The sequence below is a fragment of the Lysinibacillus sp. NPDC056959 genome, from assembly GCF_042674095.1.
GTDB classification, from domain to species: domain Bacteria; phylum Bacillota; class Bacilli; order Bacillales_A; family Planococcaceae; genus Lysinibacillus; species Lysinibacillus zambalensis.
The window spans coordinates 1-15,888 of the sequence record NZ_JBHURE010000034.1 but is presented as its reverse complement, the minus strand read 5'-3'; the positions used below and the strand labels follow the sequence as shown (position 1 = coordinate 15,888).

The following is a 15,888-nucleotide window of genomic DNA, read 5'->3' as shown; positions in this document are numbered from 1 at the left end:
TTTATTATGTAGCGATGTGGTCATCCATCTTGATCACATACATCGCGCGTGGTTTACAGCCCTCTGTCTGCAACCACCGTTATGTTATTCACATTGACACCCCCTGTTGCCAATATGAACTCTGTCTATATAGTACTTCTCAAATCGAGAAGTATAGCTATAAAGCAAATTTGTGCTTACTCAATGTAGAGCAATTAAAGTTCTATGCTAGAATTGATGCAAGTACCGCTTTTTGCGCATGAAGTCTGTTTTCAGCTTGCTCAAAAATATAGGAATTCGGACCATCAATAACAGATGACGCTACTTCTTCTTCACGATGGGCTGGTAAACAGTGCAAGAACATATAATTCGGCTTTGCGTATGCGACAAGCTCATCATTTATTTGGTACCCAGCAAAATCTTGTAAACGTTTTGCAGTTTCCTCTTCTTGCCCCATTGACGTCCATACATCAGCGTATACTACGTCCGCGTTTAAAACTGCTTCTACAGGATCATTTGTAATTGTAATTATGCTACCATTTGCTGCTGCGATAGCCTGTGCCTTCGCAATCACTTCTGCGTCACATTCATAGCCAACCGGTGTTGCCACTGCCACATTCATTCCTACATGCGCTGAAGCGACTACTAATGAGTGTGCCACGTTGTTGCCATCTCCAACATACGCAATTTTAAGTCCTTTTAGTTCACCTTTATGTTCAAAGATTGTTTCTAAATCCGCTAAAGCTTGGCATGGGTGATAAATATCCGTTAATCCATTTATTACTGGTATAGATGCATGCTCTGCAAGCTCTGCAACCATTGCATGAGAATTCGCTCGAATCATAATGCCATCTAAATAACCTGATAGCACATGTGCTGTATCATAAACAGATTCACCGCGACCAATCTGTAAATCACGTGCATGCATAAACATACCTTTTCCGCCCAATTGGTTCATACCTACTTCAAATGAAATACGAGTACGAGTTGAATGTTTTTCAAAAATCATACCGAGTGTCTTACCTTCAAGTAGCTTCGGACATTTTCCTTCTTTAGTAATCATTTTTAGCTGTGTCGATAACTCAACTAACTGCTGAACTTCTTCACTTGTATAGTCTAGCAGGGTTAATAAGTCCTTATCTTTTAAGCTAGTTACTAACTTTAGCTGTACTTCCTCAAGTAATTTCATAGCCTTCACTCCTTGTTTCGTTGCTGTTGGGATTAGTATAACAATGCATAATTATAAAATCAACTGAATTTTTATGTTTATTTTAAAAAGTTAGAATTTTATCTTTGATGTGTCAAAAATGCGAATAATCGAATATTTATGCATATTCAAGGAAATTGCATTATTGTTAATACATATTTATAATTTATATATATGTATTATTTTGGTGGTAAAACGTATGGATAAGGAATTGGTACATCTTATTAAGGAGATTAATCAAGTTGAATATAAAACCAACTTAAGGTTAACCGAAGAATTTTCCTCTTTGTTGGATGAAACATTAACTACAAAACAAACAGTATTTTTAAATCTTCTTCAGACGAAAGGCCCCTTCAAACTTATGAATTAGCAAAGTTAATGGGGACATCCGCGAGTGCTGTTAGCCAATTAGTAAATAGGCTGGAGCAAGAAAGTTTTATAAAAAGAACTATGAGTAAAAAGGATCGTAGATTAGTGATTATAGAACTAGATGAACGGGGCATCCTTATTTTCAAAAGCAGGAGGAAATTGAGCTTGCTCTTATTTATAAATATTATTCAAAGCTCCATCGAGAGGACTTTGTTACAATTAAAGGACATACTTTCAAAATTACATTCTATTATTTCAGAGGAGCAGGAAAAAAATAAGCGTTCATAATGGAGGTATTCTTGTGGATTTACATAATTTAAAAAAGGACATTTTTAAAATTGCTTATCCTTATATAAAAACTCGCCCAAATGTTGCTTTATCTATTGGTATCATTTCTCAAGGTCAGGAAGCTAGTTTTACTTTCGGTGGCTCGAATTTTAAACTGGAAGAAAAGTCTTATATATATGAAGTTGGCTCGATTTCTAAAGTTTTTACTACATCCATATTAGGGGAGATGATTCAGGAAGGAAAAGTCCATGTCGAAGATTCTATAGGCAAATACTTTTCCACAATTCCCGATAATCACCCAGTTACGCTCAAACGTTTAGCCAATCATACTTCTGGGCTACCGGGAATAGGTGTGCTGAAGAACATTTACAATGTTTTTGATGCGCAAACACCTCGTGATCCTTTTTGTCAATATTCACTGGACGAGACTATACATTATTTTAAAGCGCATACAGACGAGCCAAAAGTTAAATTTCGATATTCTAATGTAGGAATGGGGCTTTTAGGATATATTTTAGCAAATACACTTCATACTGATTTTGAAACTGCTATCAAACAAAGATTAACAGATCCTTTAAATATGCCAAATACGTTTATCTCTATCCCTACCGATCAAGCAGAGGCAGTATTGCAAGGATACACTATCCTTGGACATAAAAAGCCACCACTCCAAATGAATGAATTTATGGCAGCAGGGGCAGTCCGTTCAACTGTTAATGATCTTTTAAAATTTACGAAAGTACATTTAAGTGATGAAAATTTAGGTTATACATTAACCCATCAAACGACTGAAACTTTTTCAGAAAATATAGGTATTGGTCTAGGATGGCAACTCGATCACAATATCATTTGGCATAATGGTTCGACGAAAGCTTTCTCTAGTTATTTAGGTTTTGATAAAACACAACAAACAGGCGTCGTTGTTTTATCAAATTATCGATCTCCTATTTTGGCGGCAAACCCTAGTCAAATAGGTAAAAATATATTGCAGCTTTTAAAGGTTCAATAGATGATTATATGAATTTATCGATAAGTATTGTTAAATTATCGATAACAATTTTGAATTTATCACCTAACTTTCTTAGTTTATCGACATAAAAAAACAGCCCTCAAACATTTAAATTTGAGGGCTGTTTTGAGTAAAAATATCATTAGCTCTGTGTGGCGTCTACAGTTATGTAAGTATTGCTATAAAGAACCATATTAATATTTTTCACATTCCACAATTTCCTAAATTCATTAATAGGAACTTTTCGATTATAGCTATTGTTATCATCATTACAATTCGCCAGTTCCCTTATTGATTCTGAAAGGTAGACATACTCCTTGTCATATCCTACGACAGGGACAAAATGCAAATTATTACGATCCTTATGTACTTTAATAAAAACAATTACGGGAGTCCCTTTACTAATTTCGTACTTTAATGTATTTATATTTCCTTTATAATAGCTTGTTTTAAATCCCTTTTTTCTTAACACCGTACGGATTCCCTTTGGATATACATTGCCTGACCTCGTTTTACTAGGGAAATTAGTATATAACTCATCACCATCGGCCTCCATTCCAAAATGACGCAACACATATGCTGTTGAAAATGCTGCACATTCCCTATTGTTTTGTATATCTATCCTATTATTGCGTTTAATTAGATAGCTAGCCGGATAATCTCTTTTTCGTAAAACAGGTATGGGTAATGTCATTAAATATGCATTAATGATCGTTGATATAATAATCCATAAAATAGCTGTTCTAACTATAAACATACTACTCCCCCATCGCTTTGCGTCCATATCGCAACATTATTCCAAGTACTTCTTTCACTAACCCTACCACCCAATCAGTTGAATAACTGAATAATCAGTTATTACATCTAGAGTGTATTACATTTACAAATATTGGTGTATGGGAATTAGACCTCCCCATATCGTCTCGGTATCTGTAACAGGCGTGTATGATTGAACTTCAAGTATGCAAGTCCTTTATTTCAAAAAAAGCCTCCTAACATTTTTGTTAGAAGGCAAAATTATGGTATATCTATTTAGTTCTTTCCACGCTTAGTCAAAAATAATTTTATTCACTGCATCACGGTCTAATTTTTTAATAACTTCCACCATTAATTTTACAGCATTATCATAATCATCACGATGTAAAATGCCTGCATGTGAGTGGATGTAGCGTGTTGCAATACCGATTGATAGAGCAGGTATACCATTTGCAGTTACGTGGATAGAACCAGCGTCTGTACCGCCACCAGCCATTGCCTCGAATTGATATGGAATATTGTGCTCATCAGCCACATCTAATACGAATTCACGTAAGCCACGGTGTGAGACCATCGATGCATCGTAAACAACGATTTGTGGACCAGCACCCATTTTACTAGTTGATTCTTTTGCAGTTACTCCTGGTGTGTCTCCTGCTACACCTACATCGACAGCAAAGCCGATATCTGGTTGGATTTTATGTGTAGCTGTTTTCGCACCACGAAGCCCTACTTCCTCTTGAACATTCCCTACAGAATAAAGGATGTTTGGATGCTTTTCATTTTGCAAAGCTTTCATAACATCTATGGCAATTGCACAACCAATGCGGTTATCCCATGCTTTTGCTAATAAGTATTTTTCGTTTTTCATCACATTAAATTCGAAATATGGTGTTACCATATCGCCAGGACGTACGCCCCATTCAAGCACTTCTTCTTTTGAAGCTGCACCAACATCGATAAACATGTCTTTAATGTCTACCACTTTATTACGCACATCTGCTGGTAAAATATGAGGAGGCTTAGAACCAATAACCCCAATAATTTCATCGCCTTTACGTGTTGTAATTGTTACACGCTGTGCAAGCATAACTTGGCTCCACCAGCCGCCTACAGTTTGAAATTTGATGAACCCTTTGTCATCAATTTGAGTAACCATGAAGCCTACTTCATCTAAATGACCTGCAACCATAATTTTAGGGCCATTTTCATCGCCAACTTTTTTAGCAATGACGCTACCTAAATTATCCTGTTCAACTAAGTCTGCATATGGCCCAATGTATTTTTTCATGACCTCGCGCGGTGCACGTTCATTACCTGCAATACCATTCGCATCTGTTAAATCTTTAAACATTTGTAATGTTGAATCTAGCTGTGTCATCCTTTTACCTCCCGACTCTTATATCTCCTCTATTATACTTCGTTTACCGAAATATTCCTAGTTAAATCGTCTGAAAATTGTTGGATTTCTTACTTTAATACCCTGAACGCTGACGATTATAATTTTCTTCATTTTTCTCTATATATGCCGCAACTACGTCCTCAAACGTAAAGCCTAGATTATACGCAAGTAATCCATAGCATTGCCAGATCACTAAATATCTATCCTCAGTTGGTTGACTAATAAAACTTAAAATATTGCCTTGTGTCATTAAAAATGTCTCTGTTAAATCTCTCTTCTCTTCAATCACTGGCCATTTTTCTATCGCTGTAAAACCTTTTAATAGGCCAAGTGATAATATAAAATGAATCGAATCCACATATTCTTCTAGAATCACATCACGTTCTGAAGCTCCCTTTGTGCTCCAAAACTTAAAGCAACGTGTCTCGTTTGCAAGTTCGGCTAGCTCTACCATTAAGGCTAAACCTTTTTCTTTAAATACATCACGTTCAATATTTTGTGTTTTTTCGATGAAATCATCAAGCTCTTTTTGCATTTTAAACAATTTTTGTAAATTCATATTTTTCTCCTAAATTTCTTAAAAATATTTATATAAAGTGAAACTAATTGTCCCTTACAATCGTATAGGAAGGAATAACCTTTCTTCAAGGGGGAAATTAAAAATGTTGCCGTTACTTATTCGTCTAGCTGTTATTACGCTTATTATCTATGTATTTTATAAAGCGATTCGTTATATAACCGATCCTAAGCGAAAACTTGATGAGGCCTATGAAAAAGGCCAATATTATTTTTATGATGACGTCAAAAATGTCCGAAAAAATTTCTTCATCTCTTACAAGGGTGCTCTTTTCGAAGGTGAAAAATACCTCGGCACGACTGAAGATGCCTTTGAAGTTGTGACGATTTTCGTTGGCGCCCGTGACGCCGCTACACTGCAAGGTTTTACGAAAAAAGACTTTGTATACTTACAGCAAGAAATTCTATTGAACTATCCGAGCGCAAAAATAAATTGGAAGCAGCCCATTGAAAAGCTTATGCACAACACATCCTCAGAATGAGGATGTGTTTTTATTTATCGGAACATTCTCAGGTTTTATCGGAATCTTTTTGTGATTTATCGGAATCTTTTTGTGATTTATCGGAACATTTTCCGGTTTTATCACCATAATTGTACTAGGATAAAAATTTGAATAGCTGCTAGCAGTGGGAAACCAAATGCAAAGCTGTTATGTCGTGTTTTATGACGGAATAAATACATTCCTAGCACGCCACCTACTGCACCTCCAGCAATTGCTAATGTAAATAGTGAACGTTCTGCAATACGCCATTCATGTTTTTTTGCTTTTGATTTATCCATGCCCATCATAACAAGCAGGACGATAGAAACAATCGCCATATACGCTAATAATGCCTGTCCCATTGAATACTCCTTTAAATTTTCTATTTACTACTACTCTAACACAAAAAAGACTGACGGATAAATCCATCAGTCTTTCAATAACTTTGTCAAAAATTACTTAGCTACTGCTTTTTTTGCAGTGTCTGCTAATTGAGTGAATGCTGCTGCATCAGTTACAGCTAGGTCAGCTAACATTTTACGGTTAACTTCGATACCAGCAACTTTTAATCCGTGCATTAAACGGCTGTATGAAAGACCGTTCATGCGAGCAGCTGCGTTGATACGAGTGATCCATAATTTACGGAAATCACGTTTTTTCTGACGACGGTCACGGTATGCATATTGACCTGACTTCATTACTGCTTGGTTAGCAACTTTATATAATGTATGTTTTGAACCGTAGTAACCTTTAGCTAATTTCAATACTTTTTTACGACGTTTGCGCGTCACTGTTCCGCCTTTTACGCGTGGCATATGAATTACCTCCTGCTTTTCATTAAAAAATGAATATTAGTTATTTTGTGTTGTCAAATTATTTCATGTAAACAAGTAATGATTTGATGCGTTTGAAGTCACCAGATGAAACGATGTTTGCTTTACGTAGGTGACGTTTTTGTTTTGTAGATTTGTTTGCGAATAAGTGGCTTCCATAAGCACGGTCATATTTTAATTTACCTGAACCCGTTTTTTTGAAACGTTTCGCAGCTCCACGGTGAGTTTTCATTTTTGGCATGTCGAATTCCTCCTAAACTGTTCGTCTAATATTATTTCTCGTTCTTTGGTTGAAGAACTAAGAACATGCTTCGGCCTTCCATCTTCGGTTTTTGTTCAACCGTCGATACTTCAGCACAAGCTTCAGCAAAACGATCTAACACACGTTGACCAATGTCTTTATGTGTAATCGCACGACCTTTGAAACGTAAGCTACATTTAACTTTATCACCTTTTTCAAGGAATTTAATCGCATTACGTAGCTTCGTTTGGAAATCATGCTCATCGATTGTTGGGCTCAGACGAACCTCTTTCATTACGATGACCTTTTGATTTTTACGAATTTCACGGTCTTTCTTTTGCTGTTCAAACTTAAATTTACCATAGTCCATGATACGAGCGACTGGCGGCTTGGCTTGAGGGGCCACAAGGACAAGATCCAAGTTTACACGAGTGGCGATTTCTAGCGCTTCGTTACGTGTCTTTACACCAAGCTGGTCACCATTGTGATCGATTAATCGAAGTTCACGTGCGCGAATGCCTTCGTTTACATACATGTCTTTGCTAATAGTAATCCACCTCCAAGTAGTTGTCGCGAATACATGGTTTGGGCAAAGTCTTGCCCGGTTGAACGGTACATCATCTTGTCATGTCCATAAAAAAAGGGCGGACACTTTGAAGATGTCCGCCCGCTATATGTGCATGCGCAAGTCTACGCAAAACAATTCAACGTGTCATACCTGTTCACAGCCCAAGAGCGTTGTATCAGGTGAGAAGCGGGCAGCCTCTACTTCAACCACAAACTTTGTATTCATTAACCTTAACTATATTAACATGTACTTTAATAAGCTGTCAAATGTTTTTAGCTTATTTCTAAAACAATTTCGCCTTGGCGTAATTGCGTCCGGATTTTGAATTGTGCCAGCACAATTCATTCCTTTCAAAATCCGTGACATCCGCCGGAGGCTTTATCTTCATTTAGTATGAGTTTGGATACACACTAAAAAGGAACCACATACCCATTTATCTCTACACCTTTAGAGGTGGGAATCTTCTTCTGAATAAAGATAAAGTAACCTAAAAACTTTTAATCTAAACCATTATAGTGGTTATCATCATGATGCGAGGTCGTTGATTTCCGTTCCGGCTGGGCTCTTTGTTGTTGCTGTCGCTACGCTTTCGCACAATGCAGAGCTTCCTGGGGGCGTCCAATGCGCTACATGGTCACATCTGTGACGCTAATCCCCCATGGAGTCGTCCAGTCTTCACTTCAATTAACTTATATCAACCATCATGCTAATAGAAATTAAAATTATTTTGTAATTTCTGCTTTAATGTTAGCTAAGAAGTCTTGGAAGCTAATTGTTTCTGAATCTTTTGAGCCGTAACGACGTACGTTTACGCCAGCAGCCTCTACTTCTTTATCTCCGATAACAAGCATATACGGGATTTTTTTCATTTGTGCTTCACGAATTTTGTAACCTAGTTTCTCTTCACGGTCATCCATTTCAACACGTAAGCCTGCTGCAGTTAATTGCTCTTCAATTTGTTTAGCATAATCAAAGTGTGCTTCGTTTGAAACTGGAATGACTTCAACTTGTACTGGTGCTAACCATGTTGGGAATGCACCTTTGTATTCTTCGATTAAGAAGGCAACGAAGCGTTCCATAGTTGATACTACACCACGGTGAATAACAACTGGACGATGAGGTTTACCATCTTCTCCTACATAAGTTAAGTCAAAGCGTTCTGGTAATAAGAAGTCAAGCTGAACTGTAGATAAAGTTTCTTCTTTACCAATTGCAGTTTTTACTTGCACGTCTAGTTTAGGACCGTAGAATGCCGCTTCACCTTCAGCTTCAAAGTAATCTAAGCCAAGCTCATCCATTGCCTCTTTTAACATGCTTTGTGCTTTTTCCCACATTGCATCGTCGTCGAAGTATTTTTCAGTATCCGCTGGGTCACGGTAAGATAAACGGAATGAGTAATCATTTAAATCGAAGTCTTTGTAAACTTCTAAAATTAATTGTACTACTTTTTGGAATTCCACTTTAATTTGGTCTGGACGAACGAAAATATGTGCATCATTTAAAGTCATCCCGCGTACACGTTGTAAACCTGAAACAGCACCTGACATTTCGTAACGGTGCATTGTACCAAGCTCAGCAATACGTAATGGTAGGTTACGATAAGAATGCTTACTGTTTTTGTACACCATCATATGGTGAGGACAGTTCATCGGACGCATAATTAATGTTTCATTGTCCATTTCCATTGGTGGGAAAATAGAGTCTTGGTAATGATCCCAGTGACCAGAAGTTTGATACAGCTCTTTAGAACCAAGTACTGGTGTATAAACATGCTTATAACCAAGAGATAATTCTTTATCTACAATATAGCGCTCAATAACACGACGGATTGTCGCACCGTTTGGTAGCCACAGCGGTAAACCTTGACCAACTTTTTGAGAAGTTGTAAATAACTCTAATTCTTTACCGATTTTACGGTGATCACGTTCTTTTGCTTCTTCAAGCATTTGTAGGTGATGTTTTAATTCTTCTTTTTTAAAGAAAGCTGTACCATAAATACGTTGTAGCATTTTGTTATCTGAGTTACCTCTCCAGTAAGCACCAGCTAATGAAAGAAGTTTAAACTCACGAAGCTTGCCAGTTGATGGTGCGTGGATACCACGGCAAAGGTCGAAAAATTCACCTTGATGGTAAATAGAAACTTGCTCATCTGCTGGAATCGCTTCAAGTAATTCTAATTTATATTCATCGCCGATTTTTTCATAGATCGCTTGTGCTTCTGCACGGCTAACATTTTTGCGCTCTATCTCTAGGTTTTCAGCGATAATTTTTTTCATTTCTTTTTCGATTGTTGGTAAGTCTTCAGCAGTGATTGGAGTTGGTGAATCGATATCGTAGTAGAAGCCACCTTCAATAACTGGACCGATACCAAGTTTAACATCTGGGTATAAACGTTTAATCGCTTGTGCTGTTAAGTGCGCAGTAGAGTGACGTAAGATTTCCAGTGCTTCCTCATCATCCTGAGTAATAATTGAGATTGTTGCATCCTCTTCAATTGGTGTTTTTAAATCGACTAAGACACCATTTACTTTACCCGCATATGCTTTTTTACGAAGTCCTGGGCTAATTGATAATGCTACGTCATCAGTAGATGTGCCTTTTGCAAATTCCTTTACAGCGCCATCTGGGAAAGTTAATTTAATCATATCTGACATTTTTCTGCACTCCTTATAGTTTTGTTGTGATGCATGATTGAAGTCAAAGAATCCCCGGAATTGATCCTCATTCAATAGGTGTTTGGACACTCACTGAAAAGGAACTACATCCGCATTCGTTCACCACTATTTTCCACTGAACGAAAATAAAAAAAGCTCCGTCCCTACGAAAGGGACGAAGCGTATGCTCGTGGTTCCACCCTTCTTCCTTCCGACTTTTTATAGTCAGACGAAGCTCAAGGCTAGCTAACGGGCTAGGGACCGGCGAAAGATTATCCCTTTCGCTGCTCAGCAGGTAGTAAATAATGTGCTCAAACTAGGAAGCTTACAGCCAATGACTTCCCTCTCTAAAAGCCTTACACAAAATTCATGTCCTCATCAATGCATTTGATCAATTATGCCTCGGCATAATCCGAAGGCTTTAACTTTTTCAGTAAGTGTTTGGACACCAGTTGAAAGAAGTTAATTATTATATGTGACAGTATACGCTCGATTGTCATAAAATGCAACTGCCAATCTTACATACGTCTATTTTGCCCGCCCATTTTAATCGGCTCTGTCAAGGCTTTAATACGTTCCATAACACGTCCAGCCTTCACGACTTCTATGTCACCTTTTTGTGACTGTCCTAAATGATGCTCCAACTCATCGTAATTAAAATTAGATGTAATGAATGTTGGCAATTGCTCTGCCATGCGGTAATGGAAAATAGTCCCCAAAATTTCATCACGCGTCCAAGCAGTCATTGTTTCGGCTCCTAAATCATCAAGCATTAGCACTGGTGCCTTTTTCACATAGTCTATTTTTTCATTCAATGTGTTATCGCCAATTGCATTTTTCATTTCTCGTAAAAATTCAGGCACAAAAACTACAACTGACTTTACTTTAGCCTTCGCAAGTTCATTAGCTAATGCGCCTAACACAAAAGATTTCCCCACTCCAAATTGACCATACAAATAAAAGCCTTTAGAAGGCAAATTCCCTGTATCTAGTACATTTTGAACAAAATCAGTCGCACGGTTTGCAATGTCAAGACGTGTATGATCATCAATAAATAAATCACTTATAGTAGCTTGTAGCACATCCTTTGGCATATGCATACTTGCTATCATATTAGCAACATCACGGCGCTCATCTTCACGTATCTTTTGCTCGCATCGTACATAATCAATTTCAACAGTACTCCTTACTACACGTAAAGTAGGTAAAAAACCTTTTAAGTAATTTGTACAATTTTCTGTATTGTCACAGCCACAGCAGACTGTAGATTGACTAATAAATTCATGGAGCTTCGGTAAATTACGTTCAACCGCATCATAGCTTAACTCATCCATATGTTCAGCTAAAAACTCTTGCACACGAGGGTTTTCTAATATTTCTTTACGCATCGCTTCATATCGTTCTTGAAATGATGGTACCTTAATTGCTCTTTTTAATGGTCCATTAATCGGTTCGATTGTCATTCACCTACCTTATTTTGAATATTACCTAATTTTTCTAGTATCTTTTGTCTTTCCTTTTCAAAATCAGTAGTGCCAGTATTTGTTGTATCTTTTAATACTTCCTCTGATTTTTCATTACGCTTATAAAACCAATCTGGTACTTTTTCCTCTCGGCGATTTTTTGTGTAAGAGTTCTTTTTTGCCGAAGACTGAGGTTTATTTTTCCACGTAGTGTACTTATCATGTTCTTTACGTGCTAGCTCCATTGCTTCTTTTGCTGTTTGAATATTTTTACGTACCCAATGATCCGCAATCGTTTCCACATATTTCTTAGGTAGCTTCATATCAGTTGTTAGCATTACATATTCCAGAAGAGCATTAACAACCCCTACCGGCATTCCATGCTGGACAATTAAACTCTCTGCAAGCTGTACGGAGGTCTGTAGCGGTTCTTTGCCATTATTGATATCTCGCAATACTTGCACTGGTGGAGTCGTCTCTAAATATTGCTGAAGCTCCTGGTCTTTTGTTTTTTGGCCGGGTTCTTCTACGGATGACGGCTCAGTCACTCTAGCAAGCTTTGGTGGTTCTTTTGATACCGTTAGCTTATAAAAATCCGCAGCGGCCTTACGTAAACGTTCCAATGAAATACCTAGATCATCATCTAATGCCAGAATTACTACCTTTTGCATATCGAGTGCCGTTAAGCGATATAAAAATGCTAATTTCGCTATTGTTTCACGCACCTCAAATGTTAGTAGGCTTGCCGGGACTAGTTGCTCCGATAAGCCCGCTTGCAGCAGTTCAAAGTCAAACTGGTCAAAATAAAACGGATATATCTTTTGCTGTGTATCCTTACGACTAGTATCTGCATGTAAATCATCTGGAATCCTTGTACTTACAGGCTTAAAAACATCTATGAAGGCACGTGATACATCTTTAAATTCTGCATCTCTTGTAGATGGAATAAAACGTTGACGTAACTTCCGATAAGCTTGCTCCCCAATTTTACTAAATAAAAACATCGACAGCAGTGGGTCTTTCATAAAACTATCCGCATCAAGTGGACGTATCAGCTCATATAAAAAGCTCCGTTCGCCATCATCTTCTTTTTTCCATGTGTGTAACAGGCCAATTGCTTCAAGCGCAATACGTGCCTCAAATACTTTGCCAATAGGAAGCCCTAACACATTCATTAAATAATAATGTGTCATTTGCTGCTTTGGCATTTGCTCAGCCTCTGCCCATAATGTTAAATAAAGGCTGATTGGTTCCGCTCCAATTAAAGGCTGATAAAATAGCGTTACTAATTGACGTTCCTGCGTAGAAAGTGCATGAGGTAGACGAATGTCAAAAGAATCAGCAGGCTGTAATTCCTTATACAAATGGATCAACGTCATTCCCCTCTCTATTCCCTATAATTTCTGCTCTGTTTGACGTTGGATAATTTCTTTAATTTCTTCAATAAAGACATTGATATCCTTAAATTGACGATACACCGATGCAAAGCGCACATACGCAACCTCATCGATTTTCGCTAAGCGATCCATTACCATTTCCCCTACATCCTCAGATCGGACTTCAGAATTCCCAATACGGCGAAGATCTTTTTCAATAGACATTACTAGTCCTTCAAGAACTTCAAGAGAAACAGGTCGTTTTTCGCAAGCACGAATAAGTCCACGAAGTACCTTTTCACGGCTAAATTCTTCTCGCGAACCCTCTTTTTTCACTACAACTAATGGTGTCTCTTCAATTTTTTCAAACGTTGTAAAGCGGAAGCCACATGACTCACATTCACGACGTCTACGAATTTCTTTATTATCATCAACTGGCCTCGAATCCACAACACGCGTTCCGTTAAATTGGCAAGATGGACATCTCATATAATTACTCTCCTGATTTCACAACAATTTAGTATTTCTATTATAACAAATTTCCTATGTATAAGAAAAGCGCATTGACGATAGTGTGCTCATGATAAGCCTTAAAAGCAGAAAGTACAAGCATAGATTTTACAATCTAATACAAAAAGCACATTGAAATCACTCGGATTTCAATGTGCTCAACATATTTGCTTGATTATGCATTAACCGTTTCTAAAGCTTTTGCCACTTTTTTAACAAGATCTACAACACGTGCTGAATAACCCCACTCATTGTCGTACCAAGCAAGCACTTTCACTTTGCGGTTACCCAATACCATTGTAGAAAGTCCATCTACTGTTGAAGAGTAAGTTGTTGTATTGTAATCAGAAGATACTAGAGGCTCAACTGAGAAGTTTAAAATACCTTTCATTGGACCTTCAGTAGCTGCTTTAACGAATGCAGCGTTGATAGAATCTACAGTTACATCAGTATTTAAATCAACTACTAGATCAACTAATGATACGTTTGGTGTTGGAACACGAAGTGCCATACCATGAATTTTGCCTTCTAATTCCGGTAACACTAATTTCAATGCTTTTGCAGCACCTGTAGATGTTGGAATGATAGACTGTGCGCAACCACGTGCACGACGTAAATCTTTATGTGGATTGTCTAGATTCTTTTGGTCATTTGTATAAGCGTGAACTGTTGTCATTAAACCGTTTTCGATACCAAATGTGTCATTTAATACTTTAGCAACTGGTGCTAAGCAGTTTGTTGTACAAGAAGCATTTGAAATAACATCATGTTTTGTGATATCAAGTTTCTCATCATTTACACCTAAAACAATTGTTACGTCCTCGTTTTTACCAGGTGCAGTTAAGATAACTTTCTTTGCGCCTGCTTCTAAGTGCATTGCTGCTTTCTCACGATCATTAAATTTACCAGTTGCTTCAATAACGATATCCACACCCATTGTTGCCCATGGTAATTTTAATGGGTCGCGTTCGCTAATAATTTGAACACGTTTACCATTTACGATTAAAGCATCGCCTGCAGGCTCCACCGAACCCTCGAACGTTCCGTGATTTGTGTCATACTTAATCAAATGTGCTAACGTTTCAGCTGAATAGCTGGCGTTAATTGCAACGATATTTAAACCTTCTTGTACGATCGCTTGGCGGAAAACCATACGTCCGATACGTCCGAAACCATTAATAGCAACTGATACTGTCATTTAAAAAATCCTCCTGTGAGTGCATACTCAGATTAATTATATACTTTACGGTGATTAGTATAACACAATTTCAAAAAAGATGAACATTATATATTCATAATATTAAAGTTCTTATTTTCTGAAAAATAAAATCGCCTAAATTAGTCCTTATTATGGTATAAACTCACAAAAAAATGCATAGCAAAGTGTTCTTACAAGCATCCATGCTTTTAAAAAACAAAATTGGAAAGGATGTCTCGGTGAATAGTGTGGCTCTTTAAAGGGTGATTTCCGTTCCAGGCTACTCGCTTTCCTGTGGGCGAGCGTCGAGCCGCTTCCTCCGCTGCGCTCCGTGCAGGGTCTCGCCTGTCTCGCTTTCCCACGGGAGTCGAGTAGCCTTCCACTCCAATCAGCAATAGCGTAGAATTTTTATGAATTTCTTTCATTTCAAAAGTAACACTATTGCTTATCGAACAGGAAAGACTTATAACAGTGACGCATTGTAACTATTGCTAATGCTTCGCTTTTTCACAAAACTGCTGTAGTCTAATTTTATAACTATAAATTAGAGTGCCCTTCAAGAAAATACTTGCTATGTAAAGTGTTGATTGGAGTGGAGGCTGGGCGACTCCTTCGGGATTAGCGGTAGAGGCACGAAGGCTAAAACCATCACATCCTGTGATAACGCCTTCGTGACCAACATCGTGTTGGCCCGAGACCCTGCAGCGAGCAACGCGAGTGAAGCGGCTCCCATCGGACGCCCCCAGGAAGCTCTGCTCTGCGCGAAAGCGAAGCGTCAGCGGCAAAGCGCACAGCCGGAACGGAAATCAACCACTCGTTTTGCCGAAAGAGCCATACTTTATTTAATATGACACCTTAATTTCATTGACACAATAGTTTTTCAACAATCGAGTAGGAGGGAGTGATTAGCTCCCGACCTCTCACACCACCGTACGTACGGTTCCGTATACGGCGGTTCAATTAAGATGAATAACGCA

At 37.9% G+C, this 15,888-nt stretch carries 17 protein-coding genes; 4 read left to right on the top strand and 13 right to left on the bottom strand.

The features are described 5' to 3' along the window. Positions 1-202 precede the first annotated feature (202 nt). Positions 203-1,168, bottom strand: coding sequence for an ornithine carbamoyltransferase (gene argF, locus ACFTQ7_RS22935; protein WP_386831417.1), 966 nt, complete (start codon positions 1,166-1,168; stop codon positions 203-205). Between the two features lie 217 nt (positions 1,169-1,385). On the opposite strand from argF, the gene ACFTQ7_RS22930 reads away from it, so the two are divergent. From ACFTQ7_RS22930 to ACFTQ7_RS22920, 3 genes are read left to right on the top strand one after another with little or no spacing between them, the layout of a single operon-like run. After that, positions 1,386-1,556 carry a hypothetical protein gene (locus tag ACFTQ7_RS22930; RefSeq protein ID WP_386831415.1) on the top strand — a complete coding sequence of 57 codons (171 nt, stop codon included), beginning with the start codon at positions 1,386-1,388 and terminating at the stop codon, positions 1,554-1,556. Between the two features lie 8 nt (positions 1,557-1,564). Beyond that, on the top strand, positions 1,565-1,843 hold the full coding sequence (locus tag ACFTQ7_RS22925; RefSeq protein ID WP_386831413.1) for a MarR family transcriptional regulator: 279 nt from the start codon (positions 1,565-1,567) through the stop codon (positions 1,841-1,843). Between the two features lie 13 nt (positions 1,844-1,856). Beyond that, the gene (locus tag ACFTQ7_RS22920; RefSeq protein ID WP_386831411.1) at positions 1,857-2,852 is read left to right on the top strand and encodes a serine hydrolase domain-containing protein; all 996 of its coding nucleotides are present in this window, start codon (positions 1,857-1,859) and stop codon (positions 2,850-2,852) included. A 142-nt stretch (positions 2,853-2,994) separates the two neighbouring features. Here the strand turns inward: ACFTQ7_RS22920 and ACFTQ7_RS22915 are convergent, their stop codons facing one another. From ACFTQ7_RS22915 to ACFTQ7_RS22905, 3 genes are all read right to left on the bottom strand, one after another. Next, positions 2,995-3,609, bottom strand: coding sequence for a cysteine peptidase family C39 domain-containing protein (locus ACFTQ7_RS22915; protein WP_386831409.1), 615 nt, complete (start codon positions 3,607-3,609; stop codon positions 2,995-2,997). Between the two features lie 291 nt (positions 3,610-3,900). Continuing rightward, a complete protein-coding gene (locus tag ACFTQ7_RS22910) occupies positions 3,901-4,989 on the bottom strand; it encodes a M42 family metallopeptidase (RefSeq protein ID WP_079561565.1) in 1,089 nt (362 codons plus the stop codon). A 94-nt stretch (positions 4,990-5,083) separates the two neighbouring features. Beyond that, positions 5,084-5,569, bottom strand: coding sequence for a dUTP diphosphatase (locus ACFTQ7_RS22905; RefSeq protein ID WP_386831407.1), 486 nt, complete (start codon positions 5,567-5,569; stop codon positions 5,084-5,086). 103 nt (positions 5,570-5,672) lie between these two features. Here ACFTQ7_RS22905 and ACFTQ7_RS22900 point away from each other — a divergent pair, with 103 nt between their 5' ends. Further along, positions 5,673-6,068, top strand: coding sequence for a sigma-w pathway protein ysdB (locus ACFTQ7_RS22900; RefSeq protein WP_079561567.1), 396 nt, complete (start codon positions 5,673-5,675; stop codon positions 6,066-6,068). A 101-nt stretch (positions 6,069-6,169) separates the two neighbouring features. On the opposite strand, the gene ACFTQ7_RS22895 is transcribed toward ACFTQ7_RS22900, so the two are convergent. The 9 genes from ACFTQ7_RS22895 to ACFTQ7_RS22855 form a co-directional block, all read right to left on the bottom strand. Beyond that, positions 6,170-6,430 (bottom strand): DUF1294 domain-containing protein, encoded by a 261-nt coding sequence (locus tag ACFTQ7_RS22895; protein WP_386831405.1) that lies wholly within the window; start codon positions 6,428-6,430, stop codon positions 6,170-6,172. A 93-nt stretch (positions 6,431-6,523) separates the two neighbouring features. Continuing rightward, the gene (gene rplT / locus ACFTQ7_RS22890) at positions 6,524-6,883 is read right to left on the bottom strand and encodes a 50S ribosomal protein L20 (protein WP_053592414.1); all 360 of its coding nucleotides are present in this window, start codon (positions 6,881-6,883) and stop codon (positions 6,524-6,526) included. Between the two features lie 58 nt (positions 6,884-6,941). After that, a complete protein-coding gene (gene rpmI, locus ACFTQ7_RS22885) occupies positions 6,942-7,142 on the bottom strand; it encodes a 50S ribosomal protein L35 (protein ID WP_004226312.1) in 201 nt (66 codons plus the stop codon). A 31-nt stretch (positions 7,143-7,173) separates the two neighbouring features. Then, positions 7,174-7,677 carry a translation initiation factor IF-3 gene (infC, locus tag ACFTQ7_RS22880; RefSeq protein ID WP_024363824.1) on the bottom strand — a complete coding sequence of 168 codons (504 nt, stop codon included), beginning with the start codon at positions 7,675-7,677 and terminating at the stop codon, positions 7,174-7,176. 755 nt (positions 7,678-8,432) lie between these two features. After that, a complete protein-coding gene (gene thrS / locus ACFTQ7_RS22875; RefSeq protein WP_386831401.1) occupies positions 8,433-10,364 on the bottom strand; it encodes a threonine--tRNA ligase in 1,932 nt (643 codons plus the stop codon). Between the two features lie 518 nt (positions 10,365-10,882). Further along, positions 10,883-11,821 carry a primosomal protein DnaI gene (dnaI, locus tag ACFTQ7_RS22870; protein WP_386831454.1) on the bottom strand — a complete coding sequence of 313 codons (939 nt, stop codon included), beginning with the start codon at positions 11,819-11,821 and terminating at the stop codon, positions 10,883-10,885. Between the two features lie 2 nt (positions 11,822-11,823). After that, positions 11,824-13,206 (bottom strand): replication initiation and membrane attachment family protein, encoded by a 1,383-nt coding sequence (locus ACFTQ7_RS22865; RefSeq protein ID WP_386831399.1) that lies wholly within the window; start codon positions 13,204-13,206, stop codon positions 11,824-11,826. 15 nt (positions 13,207-13,221) lie between these two features. Next, on the bottom strand, positions 13,222-13,692 hold the full coding sequence (nrdR, locus tag ACFTQ7_RS22860) for a transcriptional regulator NrdR (RefSeq protein ID WP_049667519.1): 471 nt from the start codon (positions 13,690-13,692) through the stop codon (positions 13,222-13,224). A 196-nt stretch (positions 13,693-13,888) separates the two neighbouring features. Next, complete coding sequence (locus ACFTQ7_RS22855; RefSeq protein ID WP_349659228.1) at positions 13,889-14,911, bottom strand: glyceraldehyde-3-phosphate dehydrogenase; 1,023 nt, start codon at positions 14,909-14,911, stop codon at positions 13,889-13,891. Positions 14,912-15,888: the final 977 nt, after the last annotated feature.